This window comes from Microbacterium sp. TW_SC_2 (genome assembly GCF_055361165.1).
The window spans coordinates 2,687,851-2,712,711 of the sequence record NZ_CM143952.1; the positions used below are offsets into that span (position 1 = coordinate 2,687,851).

19 protein-coding genes are annotated in these 24,861 nt (G+C 71.4%); 8 read left to right on the forward strand and 11 right to left on the reverse strand.

Features of this window, described 5'->3' with window-relative positions:
* Window positions 1-15 precede the first annotated feature (15 nt).
* The 6 genes from ACWA14_RS13130 to ACWA14_RS13155 form a co-directional block, all read right to left on the reverse strand.
* Entirely contained in the window at window positions 16-1,104 is a 1,089-nt protein-coding gene (locus ACWA14_RS13130) for an alcohol dehydrogenase catalytic domain-containing protein (protein WP_463794247.1), read from the reverse strand.
* 12 nt (window positions 1,105-1,116) lie between these two features.
* Window positions 1,117-1,854: an HAD family hydrolase gene (locus tag ACWA14_RS13135; RefSeq protein WP_463794250.1), complete on the reverse strand. Its 738-nt coding sequence runs from the start codon at window positions 1,852-1,854 to the stop codon at window positions 1,117-1,119.
* The gene (locus ACWA14_RS13140) at window positions 1,851-3,014 is read right to left on the reverse strand and encodes a TIGR03364 family FAD-dependent oxidoreductase (RefSeq protein ID WP_463794252.1); all 1,164 of its coding nucleotides are present in this window, start codon (window positions 3,012-3,014) and stop codon (window positions 1,851-1,853) included. The genes ACWA14_RS13135 and ACWA14_RS13140 overlap by 4 nt, the downstream gene beginning before the upstream one ends.
* Window positions 3,011-4,747 carry a phosphonate ABC transporter, permease protein PhnE gene (phnE, locus tag ACWA14_RS13145; protein ID WP_463794254.1) on the reverse strand — a complete coding sequence of 579 codons (1,737 nt, stop codon included), beginning with the start codon at window positions 4,745-4,747 and terminating at the stop codon, window positions 3,011-3,013. The genes ACWA14_RS13140 and phnE overlap by 4 nt, the downstream gene beginning before the upstream one ends.
* Entirely contained in the window at window positions 4,744-5,610 is an 867-nt protein-coding gene (phnC, locus tag ACWA14_RS13150; protein ID WP_463794256.1) for a phosphonate ABC transporter ATP-binding protein, read from the reverse strand. The genes phnE and phnC overlap by 4 nt, the downstream gene beginning before the upstream one ends.
* Window positions 5,611-5,711: 101 nt before the next feature.
* A complete protein-coding gene (locus ACWA14_RS13155; RefSeq protein ID WP_463794257.1) occupies window positions 5,712-6,638 on the reverse strand; it encodes a phosphate/phosphite/phosphonate ABC transporter substrate-binding protein in 927 nt (308 codons plus the stop codon).
* Window positions 6,639-6,808: 170 nt separating this feature from the next.
* Between ACWA14_RS13155 and ACWA14_RS13160 the strand changes: the two genes are divergently transcribed.
* Both ACWA14_RS13160 and ACWA14_RS13165 read left to right on the forward strand, forming a co-directional pair.
* Window positions 6,809-7,552, forward strand: coding sequence for a GntR family transcriptional regulator (locus ACWA14_RS13160; protein ID WP_463794259.1), 744 nt, complete (start codon window positions 6,809-6,811; stop codon window positions 7,550-7,552).
* A gap of 76 nt (window positions 7,553-7,628) precedes the next feature.
* Window positions 7,629-8,120 (forward strand): DUF1877 family protein, encoded by a 492-nt coding sequence (locus ACWA14_RS13165; protein WP_463794261.1) that lies wholly within the window; start codon window positions 7,629-7,631, stop codon window positions 8,118-8,120.
* Window positions 8,121-8,153: 33 nt separating this feature from the next.
* On the opposite strand, the gene ACWA14_RS13170 is transcribed toward ACWA14_RS13165, so the two are convergent.
* On the reverse strand, window positions 8,154-9,020 hold the full coding sequence (locus ACWA14_RS13170; RefSeq protein WP_463794263.1) for an EamA family transporter: 867 nt from the start codon (window positions 9,018-9,020) through the stop codon (window positions 8,154-8,156).
* A 277-nt stretch (window positions 9,021-9,297) separates the two neighbouring features.
* Complete coding sequence (locus ACWA14_RS13175) at window positions 9,298-14,835, reverse strand: DUF7507 domain-containing protein (protein WP_463794265.1); 5,538 nt, start codon at window positions 14,833-14,835, stop codon at window positions 9,298-9,300.
* 118 nt (window positions 14,836-14,953) lie between these two features.
* On the opposite strand from ACWA14_RS13175, the gene ACWA14_RS13180 reads away from it, so the two are divergent.
* The 3 genes from ACWA14_RS13180 to ACWA14_RS13190 are packed head-to-tail and all read left to right on the forward strand — an operon-like array spanning window position 14,954 to window position 18,296.
* A complete protein-coding gene (locus ACWA14_RS13180) occupies window positions 14,954-16,246 on the forward strand; it encodes a M18 family aminopeptidase (RefSeq protein ID WP_463794266.1) in 1,293 nt (430 codons plus the stop codon).
* Window positions 16,247-16,281: 35 nt separating this feature from the next.
* Window positions 16,282-17,724: a purine-cytosine permease family protein gene (locus ACWA14_RS13185; protein WP_463794268.1), complete on the forward strand. Its 1,443-nt coding sequence runs from the start codon at window positions 16,282-16,284 to the stop codon at window positions 17,722-17,724.
* Window positions 17,721-18,296 (forward strand): cysteine hydrolase family protein, encoded by a 576-nt coding sequence (locus tag ACWA14_RS13190; protein WP_463794270.1) that lies wholly within the window; start codon window positions 17,721-17,723, stop codon window positions 18,294-18,296. Before ACWA14_RS13185 ends, ACWA14_RS13190 begins: the two co-directional genes overlap by 4 nt.
* A 68-nt stretch (window positions 18,297-18,364) precedes the next feature.
* Here the strand turns inward: ACWA14_RS13190 and ACWA14_RS13195 are convergent, their stop codons facing one another.
* A complete protein-coding gene (locus tag ACWA14_RS13195) occupies window positions 18,365-19,075 on the reverse strand; it encodes an MBL fold metallo-hydrolase (RefSeq protein WP_463794273.1) in 711 nt (236 codons plus the stop codon).
* 47 nt (window positions 19,076-19,122) lie between these two features.
* On the opposite strand from ACWA14_RS13195, the gene ACWA14_RS13200 reads away from it, so the two are divergent.
* A complete protein-coding gene (locus ACWA14_RS13200) occupies window positions 19,123-19,683 on the forward strand; it encodes a TetR/AcrR family transcriptional regulator (RefSeq protein ID WP_463794275.1) in 561 nt (186 codons plus the stop codon).
* A 187-nt stretch (window positions 19,684-19,870) separates the two neighbouring features.
* Here ACWA14_RS13200 and ACWA14_RS13205 read toward each other — a convergent pair whose 3' ends face one another.
* Window positions 19,871-21,244 (reverse strand): pyridoxal phosphate-dependent decarboxylase family protein, encoded by a 1,374-nt coding sequence (locus ACWA14_RS13205; protein WP_463794276.1) that lies wholly within the window; start codon window positions 21,242-21,244, stop codon window positions 19,871-19,873.
* A gap of 10 nt (window positions 21,245-21,254) precedes the next feature.
* Window positions 21,255-21,884, reverse strand: a complete 630-nt coding sequence (locus ACWA14_RS13210) for a TetR/AcrR family transcriptional regulator (protein WP_463794278.1) — start codon at window positions 21,882-21,884, stop codon at window positions 21,255-21,257.
* A 65-nt stretch (window positions 21,885-21,949) separates the two neighbouring features.
* On the opposite strand from ACWA14_RS13210, the gene ACWA14_RS13215 reads away from it, so the two are divergent.
* Both ACWA14_RS13215 and ACWA14_RS13220 read left to right on the forward strand, forming a co-directional pair.
* A complete protein-coding gene (locus tag ACWA14_RS13215) occupies window positions 21,950-23,053 on the forward strand; it encodes an agmatine deiminase family protein (protein WP_463794279.1) in 1,104 nt (367 codons plus the stop codon).
* Entirely contained in the window at window positions 23,053-24,762 is a 1,710-nt protein-coding gene (locus ACWA14_RS13220; RefSeq protein ID WP_463794281.1) for an amidase, read from the forward strand. Before ACWA14_RS13215 ends, ACWA14_RS13220 begins: the two co-directional genes overlap by 1 nt.
* Window positions 24,763-24,861 lie beyond the last annotated feature (99 nt).

Sequence of the window (24,861 nt, forward strand, 5' to 3'; positions counted from 1 at the left end):
CTCTCGGCCCGGCGATCACCGCCCGGGGACCAGCCCGATCCGCAGGGGCGCCCCGGGCTGTGTCGCCTCCGCGAGGGCGACGTCGATGTCGGTGAGCGCGCGCACCGCGCCCACCGCATCGGCGAACGGGTAGGCGCGTCCCCGCCCGGCGAGGAACGCGACCGCGTCGGCCAACTCGGCGCCCGTGTAGTTGTGCACCCCCGCGATCGTGACCAGACGACGAACGATGCTCTCGGCGTCGAACGGCACCGGTTCAGCGGGGAACACGCTGCCGACCAGCACGACGACGCCGCCGATCGCGACACCGTCCAGGGCCGCGCCGACCGCATGTCCTGAGGCCTCGATCACGACATCCGGTTCGCGGTCGAGTGAGGTCGCGCCGAAGTGCGCCGCGAGCGCCCGACGGTCCGCGTTCGGATCGAGCACCTCGACTACGGCCCCGTGCTCGGCGGCGATCGCCGCCGCGGACAGCCCCACGAGACCCGCACCGTGCACCCGCACCGCCGCACCCTCGAGGTCGCGCACCCGCGCCGCGCGGGCCACGGCCGACCACGCGGTGGCTGTGGCGCACGACGCCGGCGCGAGCACCGACGCGGGCAGCGATTCGGGGACGCGCACGATCGCGGTGCCGGCGCGCAGCTGCATGTGGCTGCCGAACGCTCCGGCGAGGTCACCGTGCACGCCGATCCGGTCATGGCCGTACTTGCCGAGCGTGCGACACTTCTGCGGCATCCCGCCCCGGCAGCGGTCGCATGCCCCGCACGACACCGTGACCGACCACACGACGCGATCGCCGACCCGCAACGGGGCGCCGTCGACCGCGAGCGCGCCCCCGTCGCCGAGCGCGATCACCCGGCCGACGCTCTCGTGACCGAGCACGAGCGGTGTCGGCGCCGGCCGCCTGCCCTGCACGGTGTGCACGTCGGAACCGCAGATCGTCGACATCTCGATCGCGACCAGCACGTCGGCGTCGGCGAGCGCGACGCCCGGCACCGCGATCGTCTCGTGCGGATGCCCCACCCCGGTCCACACCATCGCGGTGGCCGCCGGCCGCAACGCGACGTCGCGTCGATGACCCGGTGGGCGGATCAGCACCGTTCCCATGTGCGTCGCCGTTCAGGAGGTCGCGACGAGACGGAGCAGCCCGCGGTGGGCGAGAGCGGAGGGCAGAGACGTGACGTCGGCGAGGACGAGGTCTGCACCGGCTCCGTCCAGCGCGGCGCGATCATGCGCACCGGTGAGCACCCCCGCCACGAGGCCGGCGCCGGCGCGACGCCCGGACTCGACGTCGCTCACGGTGTCCCCGGCGACAGCCACCGCGGCGACCGAGGAGGTCTCGGTGCGCATCAGCGCCGTCAGCACGAGGTCGGGCGCCGGGCGTCCCCGGCCCACGTCGATCGGCGACAGGGCGAGGTCGATCAGGCCGCCCCAGCCGAGTCCGTCGATCAGCACGTCGCGGGTGACGGGCGCGAACCCCGTGGTCAGCACGACGGCGAGGCCGGCGTCCTTCAGCCCCTGGATGGTGTCGGCGGCGCCCGGGATCTCGGAGACGCCCTGCTCGCGCACGATCTCGGCATAGGCGCCCTCGAACGCCGCGGTCGCGCGGGTCGCGGCGACGACATCACCGTCGGCGAGGTGCGTGAAGACGTCGATCTTCGACTGCCCCATGGTCACGCGCACATGGTGGAGCGCCTCGTCCCAGGGCATCCGATCGGCGACCCCGGTGCGCTCCGCCGCGCGCTGGAACGCCTGCTCCACGACACCGTCGTCGAGCACGGTCGTCCCGGCCATGTCGAGCACGACGAGTTCGATCGGAGGGCGATCGGTTGCGGTGGGGTCGAGAGAGCGGGTCATGGTGTTCCTTCCAGTGCGGGTGTCCACCCGAAGGCGGCGGTGAGATTCTCTTCGGCGAGCCCCAGCCCCGTGGTCATTCCGATGCCGGTGGTGGCGGCGAGCACCAGGGCCCCCGCTTCGCTCCGCTCCACGAGGAACTCCGCGGGGCCGGTCGCGTAGACGCCCTGCCAGCGCTCGAGCACGCGCGGGGCCGGCATGTCGAACAGTGCCTCGGCCTCGGTCAGGAACGCGGCGAACGCCGCTTCGGGCTGGAACGGCGAGGCGGTCACGGCGGACGCGTGCGAGTCGCCGATGATCAGCGAACCGTCGGGCAGCTGCGTGTACATCTGATTGAGATCGAGCCCGGCGAGGTCGGGGCGCTCGGCGTGCAGCCGGGCGCGGAGGAGCGCGGTCTCCGGCGCGCCGGCGAAGCGCCCGTAGCGGACCAGCGACCAGCCGGTGAGCAGGGGGGCCGCGAGCGGATGCCGCAGCGTGACCGCCGCCCGCATCATGTCGAGAGCGCACCGCCGGATGCCCACGCGTTCGGCGATCTCCGGCAGCAGCTGATCGATGTCGTGGTTGACCGCGACGATCGTGTGCGCGGCGTCGATCGTGCCCCGCGTCGTCGCGACCCGCCCGGCGTGCAACGCGGTGACCGCGGTCCGGAACCGGAAGTCCACCCCGAGCACCGAGAGGTGACGGACGATGGCGTCGGCGGCGGCGCGGGGATCGGTCTGCAGGTCGGTCTCGATGTGCGCGCCGCCGACGAGTCCGGCGCGGCGCAGCGGAGCCAGGCGCAGTACGTCGTCGGCGTCGAGCATCCGGATGCCCCCGCCGGGGACGGCGGCCTCGAGCACCGCGATCTCGTCCGCATGACGTGCGGCGACCAGGGTTCCCGACTCGCGCAGCCAGAAGTCGGCGTCGGTCGAGAGACGCAGCCACAGCTCCCGCGAGGTGTCGGCGTAGCGGCGCGCCTCGCCCTGCTGTGCGCCGATGCACAGATGTCCGAAGTTGCGGATCGTGGCGCCGCGGGGACCGTCCGTGCGGTCGACCACGATCACGCGCAGTCCGCGTCGGATCGCGGCGTACGCGGCACCGAGTCCGACGATGCCGGAGCCGACGACGACCACGTCGGCGGTGTCGTGCCCGCGCCCGACCGGGGCGCCCTCGTGTCCGCTCACCGGAAGACCTTCCGCATCCACATCGCCAGTCCCTCGACCACCAGCACCGTCACGAGGATCATGAGCACGATCGCGGTGACCGTCTCGTAGCGGGATCCCTGGCTCGCGTTGAGCAGGTAGTACCCGACGCCGCCTCCACCGACGATGCCGAGCACGGTCGCCGCGCGGATGTTCGTGTCGAGCATGTAGAAGCTGTGCCCGATCAGCGCCTGCATCCCCTGCGGCACCGTCGCCGAGGCGTAGGTCTGCAGGCGTGTGGCGCCCACCGCCCGCAGGGCGCGCTCCGGCCCGCGGTCGACTTCCTCGAAGGAGTCGGCGATCAGCTTGCCGAGCAGTCCGACCCCGCCGATCGCGAGGGCGATGACGCCGGCCTGCGGGCCCAGCCCCGTGATCACCACGAGGACGATCGCGAGGATCAGCTCGGGGATGCCGCGGATGCCGACCAGCAGGAACCGTGCGGCGCCGCGTGCTCCCGGGCCCTGCGCGACGTTCCGGGCGGCGAGCGAACCGAGCACGATCGAGGGCAGGAGGGTCAGCACGGTCGCCGCCAGCGCGATCGCCACGGTGTCGCGCATCGCGGAGATCATCGCCTCGGCCTCGTAGTTGCCGAACGAGGGGGGCCAGAACCGGACCGCCACGTCGGGGAGCTTCGCCCAGACCGTGACGAAGTCCGACCAGGTGATGTCGCTCACGATGACGCTGCCGAGCACCACGAGCACGGCGACGATCCCCGCCGCGGTGTGGCGGACGCGCTGCGCGGTCCACGGGCGTCGGACGGCGTCCCGCGGAGTCGCCGCCCAGGACGGGCGAGCTGCCGCCGCGACGGCCGCGGGGGCGCCGAGGCGCGGATGGATCAGCCGATCCATCCACGAGCGGGTCTGACGCTGCTCTCCGAGCATCGCGCCGCGGACCAGGCTCGAGATGATCTCCATCACGACGCAGAGCGCGAAGATCACCAGCGCGATGCCGAGTCCCGCACCGTAGTTCAGGGACTTGAACGCGTAGGACATCTCGAGCCCGAGCCCGGCCACGCCCACGTATCCCAGCACGACACTGCCGCGCAGGTTGATGTCGTTGCGGTGCAGCACGGTCGCTACCCAGCTGGGGAGCACCTGCGGCAGGATGCCGGCGCTGAACTCCTGCAGCTTCGATCCGCCCGCCGCGCGGATCGCGAGGCGGGGACCCTCGTCGATCTGCTCGATCGCATCCGCGAACATCTTCGAGATCATGCCGATCGAGTGGATGCCGATCGCCAGGATGCCCGGGAGCGTGCCGAGGGAGAACATCAGCACGAACGCCATCGCGAGCACGACGTCGGGAAGCGCGCGGGTGAGCACGCCGACGAAGCGCGCCGCGGCACGCCATCCGTTGCCGGGGGTGGTGTTCGAGGCCGCCAGGTACGCGATCGGCACCGAGAGCACGGCCGCGAGCAGCGTGCCGACCAGCACGAGACCCACCGTCAGGGCGATGAGCCAGAGCAGATCTCCGGGTTCGGGGAAGGACAGACCGCCCACGCGGGCCAGGAAGTTCTCGGCGTTGCCCCAGCTCTGCGCCATGGCCGGGATCGAGATGCCGACCTCGTCGACGGCGAGGATGCCGAGCACGACGAGGGCGAGGAGGGTGAGCGTCGCCGCGATGCGTTCCGGGGAGATCGGACGCTTCGGCGCGCGCTGCGCGACCGGCGCGGACACCGGTCGCGCAGAGGAGGCGGAGGAGTCGGCGAGGAGCGTCACGAGACGGACTCCCGAGCGGGTTCGGCGTCGACCGCAGCGGCCGCGCCGAGCGGGACGCCGTCGGTGAGTTCGAGCTGCACGGCCCGCAGTTCGGCGGTCGTGGTGGCGACGCGGCCGTAGATCTCCATGACCTCCGCCTTGGTGAGGTCGGTGGTGGGGGTGTCGAGCACGATCTCACCGTGCCGCAGTCCGACGATGCGATCGGCCCACGAGATCGCGAGGTCGACCTGATGCAGGCTGCACACGACCGTCAGGCCTTCGTCGGCGGCGATCTCGCGGATCAGAGCCATCACCTGATCGCTCGACTCGGGATCGAGCGAGGCGACCGGCTCGTCGGCGAGCAGGATGTCGGGCTTCTGCATCAGAGCGCGGGCGATCGCGACCCGCTGCTGCTGTCCCCCGGAGAGGGTGTCGCTGCGCTGATAGGCACGATCGAGCAGCCCCACGCGGTCGAGGTGCTCGAGCGCCTGCAGCTTCGCCGCCTTCGAGTAGCCCCACAGGCCGAGACGCGGGCCGCGCACACGCGACAGCGATCCGGTGAGCACGTTCTCGAGCACCGTGAGGGAGGGCACCAGTTCGAACTGCTGGAAGATGAAGCCGACGCGACTGCGCAGCGATCGCAGCGCTCGTCCGCGCAGCGTCGGCACGGAGGCGCCGAGCACCTCGACGTCGCCCGCGGTGGGGAGCTCGAGGCCGTCGAGATGACGCAGCAGCGTCGACTTTCCGGAGCCCGAGAGTCCGAGGAGCACCACGATCTCACCGCGCGAGACCTCGAGCGAGGCGTCGTCCAGGGCGGTCGTCGAGCCGAACTTCTTCGTCACGCCGCGCAGGCGGACCACGGCGTCGGTGGCGGGAAGGGTCATGTCGGAGCTCCTCCGGGTGGTGATGACGGGGGTGCCGGTTCCTGAGCGCGCGGGGCGGGGTGCGCTCAGGAACCGGCCGGCCAGGAGTGGTGGTCAGGCCGTCAGGCCTTGCACTGCTCCGCTTCGGTCTCCGTGCAGATGTCGCGGATGAGGTCGTAGTAGGCGTCGTCCACCGGCTTGGTGGCGAAGAACACGCTGCGGAAGGCATCCGTGTCGGCGCCCTCGATGCCGGCCGCGATGATGTCGTCGATCGTGATCTCGGACAGCCCGTCGATCAGCTCCTGCGCGATGTCATCCGGCAACGCGGAGGCGTAGACGAGCGGGGCACCGGGCACCATGGTCTCGTCGACGACCTTCACGGCATCCGACTTGGCGACCTCGGAGTCCTCCGCGAACCCGACCTCGCACTCGACGCCTTCGCCGACCTTCTGGACGCTGACGTCGTGCTTGCCCGCGAAGACGGGCGTGATGTCGGTCTTCGGGTCGATGCCGGCCTCGATCAGGTTGTACGAGGGGAAGAGGTAGCCCGAGGTCGACGAGGGATCGACGAAGCAGACCTTCTTGCCCGCGAAGTCCTCGATGCTGGAGATGTCGCTGTCGGCGGGCACGATCGCCTGCGAGAAGTACCCGGGCTCCTGGCCCTCCTCCGTCACGATCGAGGAGATCGGGGTGAGCTTCGCGCCGTTGTTCGTGGCGGTCACGTAGGTGAAGCCGGAGAAGGACGCGACGTCCACCTTGCCCGCGACCGCGGCCTCGATGAGCGCGGCGTAGTCGGTCGACTCGTGGTACTCGACGGTCTTGCCGGTGATCTCGGCGATGTAGTCCATCAGCGGCTGGTAGTTGGTCTCGGTGTCGACCGAGTCGGGCACGACACCGAAGACGAGGGTGTTCTCGTCGACCGCGAAGCCACTGGTCGAGGCGCCGTCGGAGCCGGGGGCGCCGGTCGCCTCCGCCGTGCCGGAGCAGGCGGCCAGACCGAGGGCGAGAAGCGCGACGCCCGCGAGGGCGGGGAGAGCACGAAGCTTCATGAGGACCTTTCAGAGGTGGGAGGGGTGATCCACGGATGACTCTCTCAGCCGGAGCGCCGAGAAATGTACCTAACTCGGAAGAGTTCAGAGCGCGTTCATCCACGATTTCCCTGGGTGAACAGCGCGAGACGGGGTACCACCGTCCACACCGAGGCAAGTAAGGTACCTATGTGACCGAAGCTGTCTACACCCAGATCGCGGACGACCTCCGGCAGCAGATCACGGCGGGAACGCTGCGCCCCGGCGATGACGTCCCCACCGAGGCGGAGCTCGCCGCCCGGTGGCGCACCTCGCGCGGTCCGATCCGCAACGCCCTCGGAACCCTGCGCGGTGAGGGGCTGATCGAGACCAGCCGCGGGCGTCCGGCTCGGGTGGTCGCGCGCAAGCAGAACCAGGCCGTCGACGTGTCCGTCCCGTTCACGCGCTGGGCGCGCGACCTCGGCGTCACGCCCGGCGCACAGACGCAGGAGGTGAGCCTGCGCCGAGCGGGCGATCACGGAGCCGCCCTGGGGGTCGGACCCGACGACACGATCGTCAGCGTCGTCCGGCTTCGACTGCTCGACGGGCGCCCGACGATGCTGGAACGCCTCTTCTACACCGAGGCCGCCGGCCGGCGGCTGTTCGAGGTCGACCTCGACCGGGTGTCGATCACCGAGTATCTGGGATCGCAGGGGCACCCGATCGTCGGGCTGCAGCATGTGATCGATGCCGTCGCTGCCGACGAGCAGGATGCCGCGCTGCTGAAGGTGCCGACGGGCACGCCGATCCTGCGACTCAGCCGTACCTCGCGCGATGCGGACGGCACGATCTTCGAGGCATCGGAGGACCGCTATCTCAGCGAGGTCGTCCGATTCACGGTCGCGGCATCCGGCATCTCGACCGACGGGCACTACATGCGCGCGGTCGGTCGCTGACGCCCCGCTGGAAGCGTGCTGCCGACACCGCGTAGAGTCGATTCGATCGACGAAATGCATTCCGGGGGGTGTGCTGATGGGCATGCGGGCGGCCTACACGCTGGTGGATGAGCGAACACTCGACCTGCTCGTCTCGTCGGCGCCGGAGGTGCGCGTCATGACGCTCGAGGATCTCGCGTCGTCGGGAGCGCCGACCGTGCACCTCGGCACGATGTGGGACGGGCTGCACTACCTGCTCACCGGGACCTCCGCGGCCGCACCGCGGGATGACGATCCTCTGAGCGAGTCGGTCGTCGGCGTGCACGTGTTCGACGGGGACGACTTCGTCGGATGCACCGAGAACGACGAACTGCCGGCGATCATCGAGGCGCTCGACGCCGTGGATCGCGACGCGCTTCTGCGTGGCGCGGACTTCACCGACTTCGCCGAGGCGGGCATCTCCCCGAACATCTGGGAGGGCGAACCGTCGGTGCTGCGTGCCGGCCTCGCGGACGCTCTCGACGCGCTCGCGGCCGTGCACCGTCGCGCGGCGGATGCGGGCCATCACCTGGTGATCAGCATCCGCTGATCCGGTCGGTCACCGCCCGCATCGCGGGACGAGTCACACCGCGAGCAGCACGATCCCGGCCGCGACGACCAGAGAGGCCGCGATCCTCCATCCCGGTCGCGACTCGCGCAGCACGACGACGCCGAACAGGCTCACGAGCACGACGCTCACCTCGCGCAGGGGAGCGACCAGGGCGACGGGCGCGATCTGGATCGCCGCGAGCACGAGGATGTACGACAGCGGCGACAGCACGCCGAACACGACGATCCGTCGCCACTGCGTGCGCCCGAGTTCGCGGACGGCGCCCCACCGGCGCCGCACCGCGACCGTGTAGAAGGGCACCTGGAGCAGGGTGGTGCCGACCATGAAGGCGACCGGCGAGAGGTTCCCCGTGCGCACGGCGTGGGCGTCCCAGATCGTGTAGATCGCGATGGCGACACCCGTGAGCGCCCCGAAGACCAGGCCGAGGTCGATGCCGCGTCTCGCTCCGGCGCCGCGCCCGCGATCGACCAGTCCGATCGCGACGACCCCGCCGATCACCGCGGCGACGCCCGCGAGCGCGATCGGTGCCGGCCGCTCCCCCAGCGCCACCACCGCGATGATCACCGACAGGAACGGTCCGACCCCGCGCGCGGTCGCGTACACGGTCGAGAGGTTGCCCTCGCGGTACCCGCGCTGCAGCACGACCATGTAGCCGACGTGCAGCACCGCGGACACCCCGACGCCGAGCGCGAACGCGCCGAGATCACTCGTGCCGAGGCCACCCGTGAACGGCACGACGCCGATCCACACCACCGTGCTGCTCACGGCACCCCACCACAGGAACGGCATGCCGGCCCGACTGACGCCGTGGGCGATGACATTCCAGGCGGCGTGGGCGACGGCGGCGGAGATCACCAGGGCGAAGGCGAGAGCGGACATGACGAGACCCTTCCCTCCGTCGCGGGCGCGACGGACAGGGTCCTCCGGGCTTTTGTCCTGTCAGATGACGACTCCCCTGCGGAGGGGGATCGTGGCGCCGCTCGGACCAGACGGGTGGGACCCCGGAACCCTAGGCGCTATCGGGGTCCACGGTACCGGCGGCGGATGAACGGGCGGGAAACGCAGGGAGGCCGTTCAGGACGAACCGCCGAAGCGCCCGGTTCGGTGGGGTGGTGGAGTGGGGTGGGGGTCGAACCGGGCGCTCCGGGGCTGGGGGTCAGAGGTCGTCGTCCTCACGCCGACGTCGTCGCGTGATCAGGAGCACCAGTGCGCCGATCGCGAGCAGGGCCACCGCCCATCCGAGGCCGGTGATCACTCCGCCCGTGGTCGCCAGCCCGCGCACCTCGACGGTGGCGGTGGCCGCGGCCGAGACGGTCGCCGGGCCGCCGGTACCCCGCACCGTGGCGACGTTCACGACCGCACCCGCCGCGATATCCGCGGCGGTGAGGGGAGAGGCGACCGGACCGCACTCGGCGACGGCGCTCGGGGCGAGGTCGGCGATCTCGCACGCGACCACCCCGCCGAGCTTCGGGTCGTCGATCACGACATCGGTCAGGGTGACCGCTCCCGTGTTCGTCACGGTGAAGCGGAACCCCACCGTGTCGCCGGCGTTCACCCGGCCGTCACCGTCGACGTCGACATAGTCGCCGCCGGTCTTGACGAGCGCGATCGCGGGCTGTGCGACGAGGGGCGTCACGACCGTGTCGCTCGCCTCGGGAGGGGTGGCGGAGGTGCCGGTGGCGGTGGCGTCAGCGGTGTTCACGATCTCGCCGGCGTCGACCTCGGCCTGCGTGAGCTGCACGGGAGCCCCGGTGCACACGGTCGACTCCCCGGGCGCCAGCACGGTCGCATCGCAGGTGACCGCGCCGGCGAGGCGCGGATCGCTGACCGCGATGTCCGAGAGCGTGGTGGTGCCCTCATTGGACACCGTGAAGCTGTACGCGATCGTGTCACCGGCATCCGTGCGGCCGTCGTCGTTCACGTCCTCGACGGCGGCCGCCGACTTCACCAGCCCGATGCCGTCGGTGCCCGCCACGACGATGTCCGCCTGGGCGTCCGCGGCGACGTCTCCGCCGCGGGACCGGGCCGTGACGCGCGCCTCGTTGCGGACGATGCCGTCATCCACATCCTCCTGGGTCAGCGCATGGTCCACGGGGCCGCAGCCGACCTCACCCCCCGGACTCAGAGCGAGGCCGTCGAGCGCGGCGCAGTCGACGGGCCCGCCCAGGAGCGGGTCGTCGAGCACGATGTCGCGCAGCACCGTGGTGCCGGTGTTGCGGATCGTGAAGGTGTAGCCGACGGTGTCGCCGGCGCCGACCCGACCGTCTGCCCCGAGATCGACGGCTCCGGGCGTCTTCGTCAGGGCGATCGCCGCCGTCCCCGTGATGACGACATCGGCCGAGGCCTCATCGACGACCGGACCGAGCGGACTCGTTCCCGCGGCCGTGGCGGTGTTGCGCACGATCTCGCTCTCCACGTCGTTCTGCGTGAGCGTGTACGGGAAGGGACCGCACGCGGTCACGCCGCGCACGGGCAGCCTGTTGATCGCGCACAGTTCGCCGGCGCCGAGCAGCGGGTCGGACACCGCGACGCCCGACAGCGTGGTCGTTCCGACGTTGCGCACCGTGAAGGTGTACTCCACCGCGTCACCGGCGCCGATACGGCCGTCGCCGGTCGTGTCCGTCGCGACCCCGACGTTCTTGAGCAGCTCGATCGCGGCGGTGCCGGTGAGGTCCACGTCGGCCTCGGCCCCGTCGGTCACGGCGCCGAAGGGTCCGTCGGCCGTCACGGAGGCCTCGTTGTGCACCTGTCCGTCGTCGATGTCGCCCTGCGTCAGCGCGGAAGTGATCGGTGTGCACGACACGGACTGCCCCGGGGCGAGCGCGACACCGTCGAGCTCCGGGCACTCCAGCGCGCCGCCCAGCATCGCGTCGGTGATCTGCGCGTCGCGCAGCGTGGTGGTGCCGTTGTTGGTCACCGTGAAGGTGTAGTCGACCGTGTCGCCCGCCCCCGCCGCGGAGTCGCCGTCGACGTCGGCGACGACCGAGGGGATCTTGCGCAGGCTGATGCTGTTCGTCGCCGCGATCGCGACGTTCGCCTCGGCGTCGGCGGTCGCCGTTCCTCGGGCGGACGTGGCGGCGAGGGCCGCCGTGTTGCGCACTGCGCCGGCATCCACGTCTTCCTGAGTGAGCGTGTACTCCACCGGTGCGCAGACGGCCGTGCCGCCGGGAGGCAGCGGGGCAGTGAACGCGGGGCAGTCCACGACTCCCCCGAGCAGCGGATCCGTGATCTCGGCGGCGGTGAGCGTGACCTCCCCGGAGTTGCGGATCGTGAAGAGGTAGGCGACGGTGTCCCCCGCGCCGATCCGTCCGTCGAGGTTCGTGTCGCTCGGCGGACCGACGGTCTTCCGCAGCTCGACCCGCGGCGCTCCCGCTGTCGGGACGGTCACGGTCGAACTGTTGTCGGAGGGGTCCGGGTCGGGGGTGTCGGCCCCCACGGACGCCGTGTTCGTGAGCGACTCGGCCCCCGTCGCCGGGTCGACGATGCCCGTCACGGTGGCCGTGAACGACGCGCCGACCGCGAGCGTCGTGCGGGTGCAGTCGAGCTGCGATCCGGTGATCACGCATCCGGGCGTCGACGTCGTCGGGGTGAGGAGCGCCGCCGGCAGCGCATCGGACACGGCGACGTTCGCGGCCGCGCTGGGGCCGCCGTTCGTGACCTGGATCGTGTAGGTCACAGGCCCGTCGAGCGTCGCCGGGGTCACGGAGCTCGTCTTGAGGATCGACAGGTCGGCCGACGGCGTCACCACGACGGTGGCCGTTCCGGTGTTGTTCGAGGGATCCGGATCCGGCGTCGCGGACCTCAGGGTCGCGGTGTTCACCAGCGCGCCCTCCCGCCCGGCGGTCGTCGTGACCGTGAGGGTCGCCGACTGCCCCGGAAGGAGAGTGCCCACCGTCCACCGTGCGTCCCCGTCCGACCAGGATCCGACCGTCGGGCTGGCGCCGGTGAGGAGGAGCCCGGCGGGGGCGACCTCGTCGACGATCACGCCGGCGGCGGCCGAGGGGCCGTCGTTGCGCGCGGTCACCACGAAGGAGGCCTCGCCGCCGAGAGGAAGGGTCGGGGTGGAAGTCGTCTTCACGAGGGTCACATCGGCGCGGGGCAGGAGGGCGACCTCGACGGTGGAGGTGTTGTCGTCCGTGTTCGGGTCGGGCGTCGCCGAGGTCGTCGTCGCGGTGTTCGAGATCGTGCCTGTCGCGGTGGCGCTCCAGCGGCCGTCGATCTCGACGGCGACCGACGCCCCGGGGGCGATGTCGCCGAGCGCGCAGCTCAGCGTTCCCGCCGCGACCGCGCAGCCCGGGGCATCCGTGGTGGCCGTGGCGAACTCCGCCGGGAGCGTGTCGGAGAGCGAAGCACCGCGGGCGATGGACGGACCGGAGTTCGAGACCACCATCGTGTACGTGAAGGGGCTGCCCGGCTCTCCCGTGCGCGGCGCGGTCTTCACGACGTTCAGGTCGGCGCTCTGGACCACCTCGACGTCGGCGGAAGCGGAATTGTTCGCCGTGTTCGCATCGTCGGCCGGAGCGGCCGCCGAGGCGGTGTTGGTCGCGGTGCCCGCGGGAGCATCGGCGGCGACGGCCGCTCGCACGACGACGGTCGACGGCCCTCCGACGGGGAACGAGGCCCAGATGCAGCGGATCGCGGAGCCGGTGGAGCTGCAGTCGGCACCGGCGGGCTCATCGATCCCCGTCACCGTGAAGCCCGCGGGCAAGGTGTCGTCGAGCACGGCGTTCACGGCGTCGGAAGCTCCCCGGTTGCTCACGGCCAGGGTGAAGTCGATCGGGTCTCCGGCCGACACCCGGGGAGTGGATGCCGTCTTGACGACGGCGAGGTCGGCGATGATGTCCGGCTGGAAGCTGATCGCGTCGACGTTGTCGCCGGGATCGGTGTCGGTCGTGCGGGTCGTGACCGACGCCGTGTTCTGCACGACGGCTGTCGCTCCCGCGGCGACCCGCACCACGACGGTCACGACGGTGGTCGCGCCGGGGGCGAGCACGCCGGTCGGGCACGTGAGGATCGAGGAGGCCACCGCGCAGCTTCCCTGTTCGGTCGTCGCACTGACGAACGTGGTCGCGGGGTCGAGCGGATCGGTGATCACGACGTCGCGCGCCTCGGAGGGCCCGGTGTTGCTCGCCGTGAGGGTGTAGGTCACGTTCTGACCGGCGACCGGTGCGGCGGGGGCGAGCGCCTTCCTGATCGCGACGTCGGCGACGGCGGAGACCGTGGCAGCCACGCTCGCGGTGTTGTCCGCGAGGTTCGGGTCGCTTCGCGATCCGGTGACGGTCGCCGTGTTCGACAGCGACGAGCCGGGATCCGCCGAGGCCCGCACGGTGCCGGTGACCCGGATCTGCACGGCGGCCCCGACCGCCAGATCCGGCACCGCGCACGTGACGGTGCCGGCGACCTGACAGGTCGCACCACCCGATGTGGCCGTGACGTCCGTCAGTCCCGCCGGGAGCGGGTCGGTGACGGTGACGCCGGTGGCGACCTGCGGCCCGGTGTTCCGCACGGTGAGCGTGAACGTCGCCGGGCTCCCGGCGACGGGGGACGGCGTGTCGAGGGTCTTCGTGATCGCGAGATCGGCGACCGGGTTCACGGGTGTACGCGTCTGCGGGCTCGTCGAGACACTGTTCTGATTCGTGACGCCGTCGCGGAACGCGACCTCGGCCTCATTGATGATCACTCCCCCGGCGGCCGAGGCGTTCGCCCTCGCGTCGAAGGTGTAGCTGGTGCTCGTCGAGACGGCGATCGACCCGCCGAGCGCGGCCGTGGCGGCGTCTCCGAGACGCACCTGCACGGTGCGGGTCCCCGCGACGAACTCGCCGCGATCGTCGCCCGCCGCGTCGCTGAGCGCACCGGCTCCCGCACCGCTGAGGAGGCGGATCGATCCGGGCACGTAGTCGAGTCCGGGTGCGAGCACGTCGGTCGACACGGACCGCAACGACGGGTTGCCGCCGTCGTTGCGCGTGGTCACCGTGTAGCGCAGCGTGTCGCCGACCGCGGCGGTCGTTCCGGGACGGGTGAGGTTCGCCACCGACTTCGTCGTGATCAGGCACGGGCCCGTGCCGAAGGCGGTGTCGTCGATCAGGTTCCCCACGGTCGGGCCGCCGGCCGCGCTCACGGCCTGGAAGCCGAAACGGGTCGTGGTCTGCCCGGCCGGAACCGTGTAGGTGCGCGTGTACGCTCCCCAGGCGCCGACGCCGTCGGAGATCAGCGGACCGCTCTGCGCGAGCGATCCACCGGCGGGTCCGATCAGGACGCGCATCACATCGGTGCCGCCGCGGCCGCGGTGCTTCAGCGACCAGGCCAGGGTCTGGCCCGGCGTCGTCGCGACGTCCTGATACAGGAAGCCCGCGCTGTTGGCGTTCAACTCCGCGAACTGACGACCGGAAGCGGAGGGCGTCCCGAGGAAACCGCTGCTCCACAGTTCGATCTCGCTCCGAGCGTCGGTCGTCGCCCACCCGGGCACGGAGCGCTCGGGCAGATGGGCGAACGAGGAGTCAGCGATGGCCGGTGCCTCGAACCCGCCGTTGACGAGAGCGACCGTCCCCACGCAGCTCGTCGGGTTCTGCGCGGCCGCGACCGGCACCGGAGCGGCGGCATCCGTGACGACGGTCAGTCCGGCGGCGAGCATCAGCGCGGCAGCCGCACCCGCGACGAATCGACGAATCGGCGACGAGCGCGTAACGTCACGCATGCGAAAGACCCCCAGGTTCCCCGAGCGCACGGTGCGCGCCCCCTTGCGCAGGCTACGGACGCGCACCGGAATTCGCGCCACTACTCTCGAAGAACCCCTATATCTAGGAAGGCTTGTCATGCCCGTCACCCCGGTCGCCCTGTCGCACGCCGACGATCTCGCGGACTTCGTCGCCGCCTCACCGTCGAGCTACCACGCGGCCGCCGAGGTCGCACGGCGCCTCGAGACCGCGGGCTTCACCCGACTCCAGGAGGAGGACGAGTGGCCCGCGCAGGTCGGCGGTCGTTTCGTGATCGTGCGGGACGGCGCGACCATCGCGTGGGTCGTGCCGGAGGATGCCGGGACCACCACCCCGGTGCACGTCTTCGGCGCCCACACCGACTCCCCCGGCTTCAAGCTCAAGCCGCAGCCGACGACCGGGGCGCGCGGCTGGCTCCAGGCCGCCGTCGAGGTGTACGGCGGTCCGCTGCTCAACTCCTGGCTCGACCGGGAACTGCGCCTGGCCGGCCGTCTCGCCCTCTCGGACGGCCGCGTCGTGCTCGCCGACACCGGCCCGCTGCTGCGCCTCCCTCAGCTCGCGATCCATCTCGATCGGGGCGTCAACAACGGGCTCTCGCTCGACAAGCAGAACGAGACGCAGCCGGTGTGGGGGCTCGGCGACCCGGCGCAGGCCGACATCCTGGCCGAACTCGCGGCCTCGGCCGAGGTCGCCGCGTCCGACATCCGCGGGTACGACGTGCTGATCGCCGACTCGGCGCGCGGCGCCGTGTTCGGCAAGGACGACGCCTTCTTCGCGTCCGGCAGACTCGACGACCTCGCCTCCGTGCACGCCGGCGTCGTCGCCCTGGCCGCCATCGCCGACCGGACGCCGGCCGCCCGCGCCCCGATCGCCGTGCTCGCCGCCTTCGACCACGAGGAGCTCGGCTCGGAGTCGCGCTCGGGCGCCGCCGGCCCCTTCCTCGAGGACGTGCTCGAGCGCCTGTACGCGGGGCTCGGCGCGGACTCCTCGCAGCGCCGCCGCGCCTACTCGTCGTCCTGGTGCCTCTCGAGCGACGTCGGACACTCGGTGCACCCGAACTACGTCGCCAAGCACGACCCGGTGGTGCAGCCCGTCCTCGGCTCGGGGCCGATCCTGAAGCTCAACGCGAATCAGCGCTACGCGACGGATGCCGTGGGCACCGCGTCCTGGCGCGCCTGGTGCGAGCGCGCGGGCGTCCAGACGCAGGAGTTCGTGTCGAACAACGCGGTGCCGTGCGGCTCGACGATCGGCCCGATCACCGCGACGCGCCTCGGCATCCGCACGGTGGACGTCGGCATCCCGATCCTGTCGATGCACTCGGCGCGCGAACTCGCGGGGGTCTCCGACCTCCATGACCTGACGCGCACCGCGGAGGCCTTCTTCACCGCCTGACCCCCGGGTCGTCCGCGCAGTGCCATGATGTGCACATGAGCGACAACACGCCCGCACTCATCGAGCGCGCCGGCATCGAGATCATCCCCGAATCCGAGCGCACGGCGAAGCCGCGTGATCTGTTCTGGCCGTGGTTCGCGGCGAACGTGTCGGTGTTCGGCATGTCGTACGGCTCGTTCGTGCTGGGCTTCGGAATCTCGTTCTGGCAGGCCGCACTCGTCTCGGTCGTCGGCATCGTGGTGTCGTTCCTGCTATGCGGGCTCATCGCGATCGCCGGGAAGCGGGGCTCCGCGCCGACCATGGTGCTCTCCCGTGCGGCCTTCGGCGTGCACGGCCAGAAGGTCCCGGGCATCGTCTCGTGGCTGACGTCGATCGGGTGGGAGACGTTCCTCGCCATCCTCGCGGTGCTCGCCACCGCCACCGTGATCACCCAGCTCGGCGGCGACGGCGACAGCGTGGTGCTGAGGATCATCGCCACGATGATCGTGGCAGCACTCATCGTGGTGGCATCCGTGCTCGGCTACCACACGATCATGAAGCTGCAGTCGGTGCTCACCTGGGTGACCGGCATCGTCACCGTGCTGTACGTGATCCTGGCCGCGCCGAGCATCGACCTCGCCGTCGTGCTCGCACGTCCGGACGGGGGAATCGGCCAGGTCGTCGGGGCGCTGGTGCTGGTGATGACCGGCTTCGGGCTCGGGTGGATCAACATCGCCGCCGACTGGTCGCGGTACCAGAAGCGCACGGCGTCCGACGGCGCGATCGTGGCGTGGAACACGATCGGCGGCTCGATCGCTCCCGTGATCCTCGTGGTCTTCGGTCTGCTGCTCGCGGGCTCCGACGATGACCTCATGACCGCGATCGCCTCCGATCCGGTCGGAGCGCTCGCGTCGATCCTGCCGGTGTGGGTGCTCGTGCCGTTCCTGCTGACCGCGGTGCTGGCCCTCGTCTCCGGCGCCGTGCTGGGCATCTACTCGTCCGGGCTGACGCTGCTCAGCCTCGGCATCCGCATCCCCCGCCCGACCGCCGCGGCCATCGACGGCGTGATCCTCACGATCGGCACGGTCTTCGTGGTGTTCTTCGCGACCGACTTCCTCGGACCGTTCCAGAGCTTCCTGATCACCCTCGGAGTGCCCCTCGCGTCGTGGGCCGGCATCCTGATCGCCGACATCCTGCGCCGGAAGAAGGTCTACGACGAGGCAGCCCTGTTCGATGCGAACGGCCGCTACGGCGCCTGGGACTGGACCTCGATCGGCACCATGGTCGTGACCAGCGTGATCGGCTGGGGCCTGGTCGTGAACAACTTCGCCGCCGACGCGCCGTGGAACAACTGGCAGGGATATCTGCTGTTCCTGATCGGCGGCAGAGACGGCGAATGGGCGTACGCGAACCTCGGCGTCTTCTTCGCCCTGGTGCTCTCGTTCCTCGTGACCTCCCTCGCCCGCGCGGGGAAGATCCGCCGCCAGGAGCAGGCGTGAGCGATCCGTCCACGGACTCGGCGACGCGGGCCGCGTGGCTCGTGGTCGTGGACCCGCAGGCGATCTTCGCCTCGTCGGACTCCCCATGGGGATCGCCGTTCTTCGCGGAGACGATGCCGCACATCCGGGCGCTCGCCGCCTCCTTCGGCGAGCGCGTGATCGTGACGCGATGGATGCCGACGGCCGACCGGTCGACATCCTGGGGCGACTACTTCGCCGCGTGGCCGTTCGCCGATCAGCCGGCCGATGACGCGCTGTTCGCGCTGGTCCCGGAGGCGGCGGACCTGTCGCCGCATCCGACACTCGATCTGCCGACCTTCGGCAAGTGGGGGCCCGCACTCGAAGCGATCGTCGGGCCCGGGGCGCGGATCGTGCTGACGGGGGTGGCCACCGACTGCTGCGTCCTCTCCACGGCACTCGCCGCCGCGGATGCCGGAGCGCGCATCACGGTCGTCACCGACGCCTGTGCCGGGTCGAGTGCGGAGAACCAGGACGCGGCGATCCGGGTGATAGGGCTGTATCCCCCGCAGATCACCCTGAGCGACACCGCGACGGTGCTCGCCGCGCGCTGATCGCCGCCCGCCCGCGCCCGCCCGTGCCCGCGCCGACCCGAGCGGGAACGGCGACGGAGGCACATCTGTCAGCCGGCTGCGCGCACGGCGGCCGCGATCTCGGCCGGGGAGCCCTGCCAGGGGGCGCCGTGGCCCGGGAGCACCCACGATGCGGAGACCTGGGCCAGGCGGTCGAGGGAGGCGAGGGACTTGTCCGGTTCATCCGTGAACGGGGCGGGTTGCGCCCCGGTGCGCCCCGTGAGCACATGCCGCGTGGTGAGCGCATCGCCCACGAACACGGCATCCGCCGCCGGGACATGGATCGCGATGCTGCCCGGCGAGTGTCCCGGCATCCCGATCACGACGGGCGCGCCCGGAAGGTCGAGCACGTCACCGTCGGCGATCTCCGTCACCTCAGCGACGTGACGGGCACGGAGCGCGTTCTTGCGCAGGCCGTACGCGAAGAAGCCGAGCGTCGGGCCGAGGCGGGCCGGTCCCATCGGCGTCCGGGGCTTCTCCCCCGTCCGCGCCCGGTGGGCGTCGGCGGAGTGGATGAACACCGGCACCCCGACCTCCCCGCGCAGGCGTTCGGCGAAGCCGATGTGGTCGCCGTCGCCGTGCGTCAGGACGAGACCGGCGATGTCGGACAGCGGCCGGCCGATCACGTCCAGCTCCTGCTTCAGGTCGTTCCAGTGTCCGGGCAGCCCGGCGTCGATCAGGGTGATGCCCTCCGGCAGATCGATCAGGTACGAGGCGACGATGTCGTTGCCGAGTCGGTGCAGGTGGGGTGCGAGTTTCATGGCGGATCCTCTCGGGATGATTGCGATGGCTACGTTACGTAGCTATCATGGCTATTGTCAATAGCCATGAAGACGGAGGACAGATGCCGACGCCCGAACGAACCTCCCTCGAACAGATCGTCGCGGCCGGCCGCGAGATCCTCGACGCCACGGGCCCGGCGGGCGTCACGATGCAGGCGGTCGCCACCCGGGTCGGCGTGCGCGCCCCTTCGCTCTACAAGCGGGTGCGCGACCGCGACGCCCTGCTCTCCGCGATCGCCGAGTCCGCGATCGACGACCTCACGGTCCGGCTCGATGCGACGGACGCCGACATCACCGAGATCGCCGAGACGTACCGTCGCTTCGCCCACGAGCATCCGGAGGCCTTCCGCCTCGTGTTCAGCGCCGTGGCTCCACAGGAGGCGCTGCAGCGCTCGGCTGCGCCCCTCATCCGTGCGACGACGGCCCTCGTCGGCGAGACCGACGCGCTCGACGCCGCCCGCCTCTTCACCGCCTGGGCGACCGGCTTCCTGCAGATGGAGCTCTCCGGCGCCTTCCGGCTCGGCGGCGACGTCGACCGCGCGTTCGACTACGGCCTGCGGCGGCTGATCGCCGGACTCTCGACCTGACTCCCTCGCCGTCCGCCCGCCTCGCCCGGTGCGACGTGCAGGGGAATGTGCGACGTGCACGAAGGATCGGGCCGGATGCTCCTGCATCCCGCACATCTTCCGGCAGGTCGCGCGAGTGCGTCTGCACAGGTCCTGTGGTTCGCTCAGGTCCGTTCGTCCGCCCGGGTCCGTTCGTCCGCCCGCCCGCCTACTTCATGGTGTCGAGGATGCCCACGAGGTCATCGAACGTGGTCAGTGGATTCAGGATCGCGAAGCGGGTGTTGGGACGCCCCTGGTGCGAGCTCGGCACCACGAAGGCGTGCTGGGTGTCGAGGAGACCCGCCGACCAGCGGTCGTAGTCGGCGCGCTCCCACCCCACGCGCTCGAACACGACCACCGAGAGCTGCGGATCCCGGACGAGTCGCAACTCGGGACGGGCGGCGATCTCCCCGGCGATCCGGTGGGTGAGGTCGAGCGTGGCGCTGATCGCCTCGCGGTAGGCGGTGATGCCGTAGGTCGCGAGCGAGAACCACATCGGGAGACCGCGCGGGCGACGGGTCAGCTGGATCGAGTAGTCCGAAGGGCTGAACTCGTCGGCATCCGTGAGGGTGTCGAGGTATTCGGCGTGCTGCGTGTGCGCGCGGCGCCCGCTGTCGGGGTCGCGGTAGATCAGGGCGCAGCAGTCGAAGGGCGCGAACAGCCACTTGTGCGGGTCGACGATCACCGAGTCGGCGCGTTCGACGCCCGCGAAGATGTGCCGGGCCTCCGGCGCGAGCATCGCCGTGAGGCCGTACGCCCCATCGATGTGCAGCCAGAAGTCGAACTCGTCCTTCAGCGCCGCGATGCCCGCGATGTCGTCGACGATGCCGAAGTTGGTCGACCCGCCCGTCGCCACGACCGCGCAGATCTCGTCGCCGTGCGCGACCAGCGCGTCGCGGACCGCATCCGCCCGCAGCACTCCGTCGTCGCCCGCCGGAACCAGCAGCACGTCGGCATCCATCACCCGCGCCGCGGACTTGTTCGAGGAGTGCGCCTCGACGCTGCAGACGATCTTCCATCGCCGCGGCAGCTCCTTCCCGGCATCGAGCAGTCGCGCCTTCGCGGCCTCGCGGGCGGCGACCAGCGCCGAGAGATTGCCGATCGTGCCCCCCTGCACGAAGACGCCGCCGGCGGTGTCGGGCAGACCGAACTCGGAGGCGAGGAACGACAGCACCTCGTTCTCGGCGTGCACGGCGCCGGCACCCTCGAGCCAGCTGCCTCCGTAGAGCCCGGACGCCGACACGACCAGGTCGAACGCGATGGCCGCCATGGTCGGCGCCGTGGGGATGAACGACAGGTACAGCGGATGGCTCGTCGTCAGGCAGGCCGGAGCGAGCACGTGCTCGAACAGGCTCAGCGCGCGGTTCGCCCCGAGGCCGGCGTCGGTGATGGTCGCGCCGATCAGCCGGTTGAGCTCGGCCTCGGTCTGCGGTTTGTCGAGCGGCACGTCGGCGGCGAGCATCCGCCGACGCGAATAGTCGAGCACGGCGTCGATGATCGCGGTCGACTCGGGTGAGGCCGCGTGCATGCGCACTGCATCCATGGTGCGTTCCTTAGGTTCTCGGAGAGGTGAGGGAGTCGTCGTGGTCGAGCGCCACGGCCAGCGCGCGACGGGCGAGGTCGGCACGGTCGTGGGGCGCCCACTTCACGAGCGAATGCGCGTTCATGCCGTCGACCATCGCGAGCAGCAGCCAGGCAGCCGTGTCGGTGCGGGTGGACGCGAGCTCGCCCGCGGCCACCGCGCGGGCGAGATGCTCTTCGATCGCGCTCTGCCACCGGTCCATCTCGGTGCGCACGCGGGCGGCGAGCGCCTCGTTGCGCGCCCCGAGCGCCCAGGCCTGCACCCAGACCAGGGTGACGTCGTCGCGGTCGCCGTCGAGCAGGGTCTCGACCATGCGGAACAGGTTGTCGCGCACTCCCCGAGCGGGATCGAACTCCGCCATGACCTCGAGGCGTTCGGCCGCGACGATCTCGCCGAAGACGTCGGCGAGAAAGGCGTCCATGACCGGGCGGTAGTGCGCGACGAGCGCGGGCGTCACCCCGACGCGGCTCGCCACGGCGCGCACGGTGAGGGCTTCGAGCCCACTCTCCCGTGCGAGGCCGATCGCCCCGTCGAGGATGGACCGGTCGCGCTGCTCCGGCGACATGCGCCGGGGGCTCTGGTCTCTTGACGTCGTGTTCATCACGGGCTACCGTAGCACCTGTTGATCACATGTTCAATAACAGATTCGGTTGCGAGGAGACCACGATGGCCTGGCGCATGCCCGCAGAGACAGCCCGCCACGAGCGCACCTGGATGGCGTTCCCCGCCGAGGGGCAGACGCTCGGCGCGACCGATGCCGAGCGCGCGGCGGGCTATGCGACCTGGACCGCTGTGGCCCACGCGGTCGCCGAGTTCGAGCCAGTCACGATGGTCGTGGATCCGAGCGAGATCGGGCGGGCGAGGCGGATGCTGAGCGGCGGCATCGAGATCGTCGAGGCCCCGGTCGACGAGTTCTGGATGCGCGACTCCGGACCGACCTTCGTGGTCGACGACGAACGACCCGGCGTGCTCGGCGCCGTCGACTGGATCTTCAACGGCTGGGGATCGCCGGAGTGGGCCGAGTGGCGCAAGGCCGCCGAGCACGCGCGCGTCGTGGCCGGTGCCGTGGGCGCCGAGCTCGTCAGCTCCACGCTCGTGAACGAGGGCGGCGGCATCCATGTCGACGGCGAGGGCACCGTGCTGCTGACCGAGACCGTGCAGCTCGACCCTCGGCGCAATCCCTTCGCCGACCGCCGGCGCGTCGAAGCCGAGATGGCCCGCACGATCGGCGCCACGACGGCCGTGTGGCTCCCCCGCGGGCTCACGCGCGACTACGACGACCTCGGCACGAACGGTCACGTCGACATCGTCGCGACGATCCCCTCCCCCGGGCGGATGCTGCTGCACGCGCAGCAGGATGCGGACCACCCCGATCATGCGGTCACCCGCGACCTGCGCGCTCACCTGGAACAGCAGACGGATGCCGCGGGTCGACACTTCGAGATCCTCGACCTCCCAGCGCCGGCGACGCTGCGCGACCACGAGGGCTTCGTCGACTGGAGCTACGTCAACCACCTCGTCACGAACGACGGTGTCGTGGCCTGCGGCTTCGGCGAGGAGCGCGCGGATGCCGCCGCGCGGGAGATCCTCGCCGAGGCCTACCCCGGGCGGCGTGTGGTGACGGTCGACGCCCGTCCGCTGTTCGATCGCGGCGGCGGGATCCACTGCATCACGCAGCAGCAGCCGGCGCTGGACGCGGGTGCTCCCCGTCTCGCTTCGCCCGCTCCGGAGCCGGCACGCCGCGACGACACGACGGGGACCTCCCGCTGATGGTCGAGGTGACCGAGGCCTCGATCGCCGACCTCCGCCACGCGCTCGAGACAGGCGCCACCACCGCGGTCGGGCTGGTCGCCGCGTACCGGGCGCGCATCGCCGCCTTCGACGCGCCGGGGACCGCGACCGCGCTCAACGCCGTCGTCGTCGCGAATCCCGAGGCGGAGGACGAGGCCGCGGCATCCGATGCGCGTCGCGCTCGGGGCACGACGCTCGGGCCGCTCGACGGCATCCCGTACACCGCGAAGGACAGCTACCTCGTGCGCGGACTCACGGCCGCGGCCGGCAGTCCCGCGTTCGCCGCGCTCGTGGCGCAGCGCGACGCCTTCACGATCGAGCGGCTGCGGGCGGGCGGGGCGATCTGCCTCGGCCTGACGAACATGCCGCCGATGGCGAACGGCGGCATGCAGCGCGGCGTCTACGGTCGCGCCGAGAGCCCCTATGACGCCGATTGGCTGACCGCCCCGTTCGCCTCCGGCTCCTCGAACGGCTCCGGCACTGCGACCGCGGCGAGCTTCGCGGCCTTCGGGCTCGGCGAGGAGACCTGGTCGAGCGGACGCGGTCCGGCCACCAACAACGCCCTGTGCGCCTACACCCCCTCGCGCGGCGTGATCTCGGTGCGCGGCAACTGGCCGCTCGTGCCCACCATGGACGTCGTCGTGCCGCACACGCGCACCATGGCCGATCTGCTGGAGGTGCTCGACGTGATCGTCGCCGACGATGTCGAGACCCGCGGAGACTTCTGGCGCGCACAGCCGTGGGTCGATGTGCCGCCCGCCTCGGCCGTCCGCCCCGATTCGTACCCGGCGCTGGCCGCTGATGCCTCACTCGACGGCGCGCGCATCGGCATCCCCCGGATGTACATCAACGCCGATCCGGATGCCGGGACGGCCCCCGGCCCCGGCATCGGCGGACCGACCGGGCAGCGGATCGAGACCCGGGCGTCGATCGTGGAACGGTGGGAGGCTGCACGTCGCGACCTCGAGGCCGCCGGGGCGACCGTGGTGGAGGTCGACTTCCCGGTGGTGTCGAACTACGAGGGCGACCGCCCCGGCGCACCGACGATCGCGACGCGCGGACTCGTCTCGCCCGAGTTCCTGCACCGCGAGATCGTCGATCTGTCGGCGTGGGCGTGGGAGGACTTCCTGCAGGCGAACGGCGACCCCGCGCTGTCCACGCTGGCCGCGGTCGACGGTGCCGCGATCTTCCCGCATCCGGAGAGCGCGCTCCCCGATCGGTACACGGGCTTCGACGACGACATCGCGGAGTATCCGGACTGGGTGCGCGCGCATCCGGACGCCTCGTTCACCGCGATGCCCGAGCTGGCGGCGGGACTGCACGGCCTCGAGGAGACGCGACGCCGTGACCTCGAGGCGTGGATGGACGACCTCGCGCTCGACGCCGTCGTGTTCCCCGCGGTGGCCGACATCGGCCCGGCGGACATGGACGTGAACGTGGCCTCCGCCGACCTCGGCTGGCGCAACGGCACCTGGATCGCGAACGGCAACCTCGCGGTGCGCCACCTCGGTATCCCGACGGTCACGGTGCCGATGGGGCTCATGGCCGACATCGGGATGCCCATCGGTCTGACCTTCGCCGGTCGCGCGACCGACGACACCGCGCTCCTCCGCCTCGCCGCGGCGTTCGAGGCGGTCGGCGCTCCCGGCGAGCGCCGGACTCCGCCGCCGAGGACTCCCGCGCTCTGAGCGCACGGTCAGGTCGCCGCGTACCCGTGCGTCAGTGCGTCAGTGCCTCAGTGCCTCAGTGCCTCAGCGTCAGCGCGACAGCGTCAGCGCGTCCGTACG

Bases quoted from the DNA above. Each gene is read 5' to 3' on its own strand.
- ACWA14_RS13130 (WP_463794247.1), bottom strand. From the start codon at position 1,104: ATGGGAACGGTGCTGATCCGCCCACCGGGTCATCGACGCGACGTCGCG.
- ACWA14_RS13135 (WP_463794250.1), bottom strand. From the start codon at position 1,854: ATGACCCGCTCTCTCGACCCCACCGCAACCGATCGCCCTCCGATCGAA.
- phnC (WP_463794256.1), bottom strand. From the start codon at position 5,610: ATGACCCTTCCCGCCACCGACGCCGTGGTCCGCCTGCGCGGCGTGACG.
- ACWA14_RS13155 (WP_463794257.1), bottom strand. From the start codon at position 6,638: ATGAAGCTTCGTGCTCTCCCCGCCCTCGCGGGCGTCGCGCTTCTCGCC.
- ACWA14_RS13165 (WP_463794261.1), top strand. From the start codon at position 7,629: ATGGGCATGCGGGCGGCCTACACGCTGGTGGATGAGCGAACACTCGAC.
- ACWA14_RS13170 (WP_463794263.1), bottom strand. From the start codon at position 9,020: ATGTCCGCTCTCGCCTTCGCCCTGGTGATCTCCGCCGCCGTCGCCCAC.
- ACWA14_RS13175 (WP_463794265.1), bottom strand. From the start codon at position 14,835: ATGCGTGACGTTACGCGCTCGTCGCCGATTCGTCGATTCGTCGCGGGT.
- ACWA14_RS13180 (WP_463794266.1), top strand. From the start codon at position 14,954: ATGCCCGTCACCCCGGTCGCCCTGTCGCACGCCGACGATCTCGCGGAC.
- ACWA14_RS13185 (WP_463794268.1), top strand. From the start codon at position 16,282: ATGAGCGACAACACGCCCGCACTCATCGAGCGCGCCGGCATCGAGATC.
- ACWA14_RS13195 (WP_463794273.1), bottom strand. From the start codon at position 19,075: ATGAAACTCGCACCCCACCTGCACCGACTCGGCAACGACATCGTCGCC.
- ACWA14_RS13200 (WP_463794275.1), top strand. From the start codon at position 19,123: ATGGCTATTGTCAATAGCCATGAAGACGGAGGACAGATGCCGACGCCC.
- ACWA14_RS13205 (WP_463794276.1), bottom strand. From the start codon at position 21,244: ATGGATGCAGTGCGCATGCACGCGGCCTCACCCGAGTCGACCGCGATC.
- ACWA14_RS13210 (WP_463794278.1), bottom strand. From the start codon at position 21,884: ATGAACACGACGTCAAGAGACCAGAGCCCCCGGCGCATGTCGCCGGAG.
- ACWA14_RS13215 (WP_463794279.1), top strand. From the start codon at position 21,950: ATGGCCTGGCGCATGCCCGCAGAGACAGCCCGCCACGAGCGCACCTGG.
- ACWA14_RS13220 (WP_463794281.1), top strand. From the start codon at position 23,053: ATGGTCGAGGTGACCGAGGCCTCGATCGCCGACCTCCGCCACGCGCTC.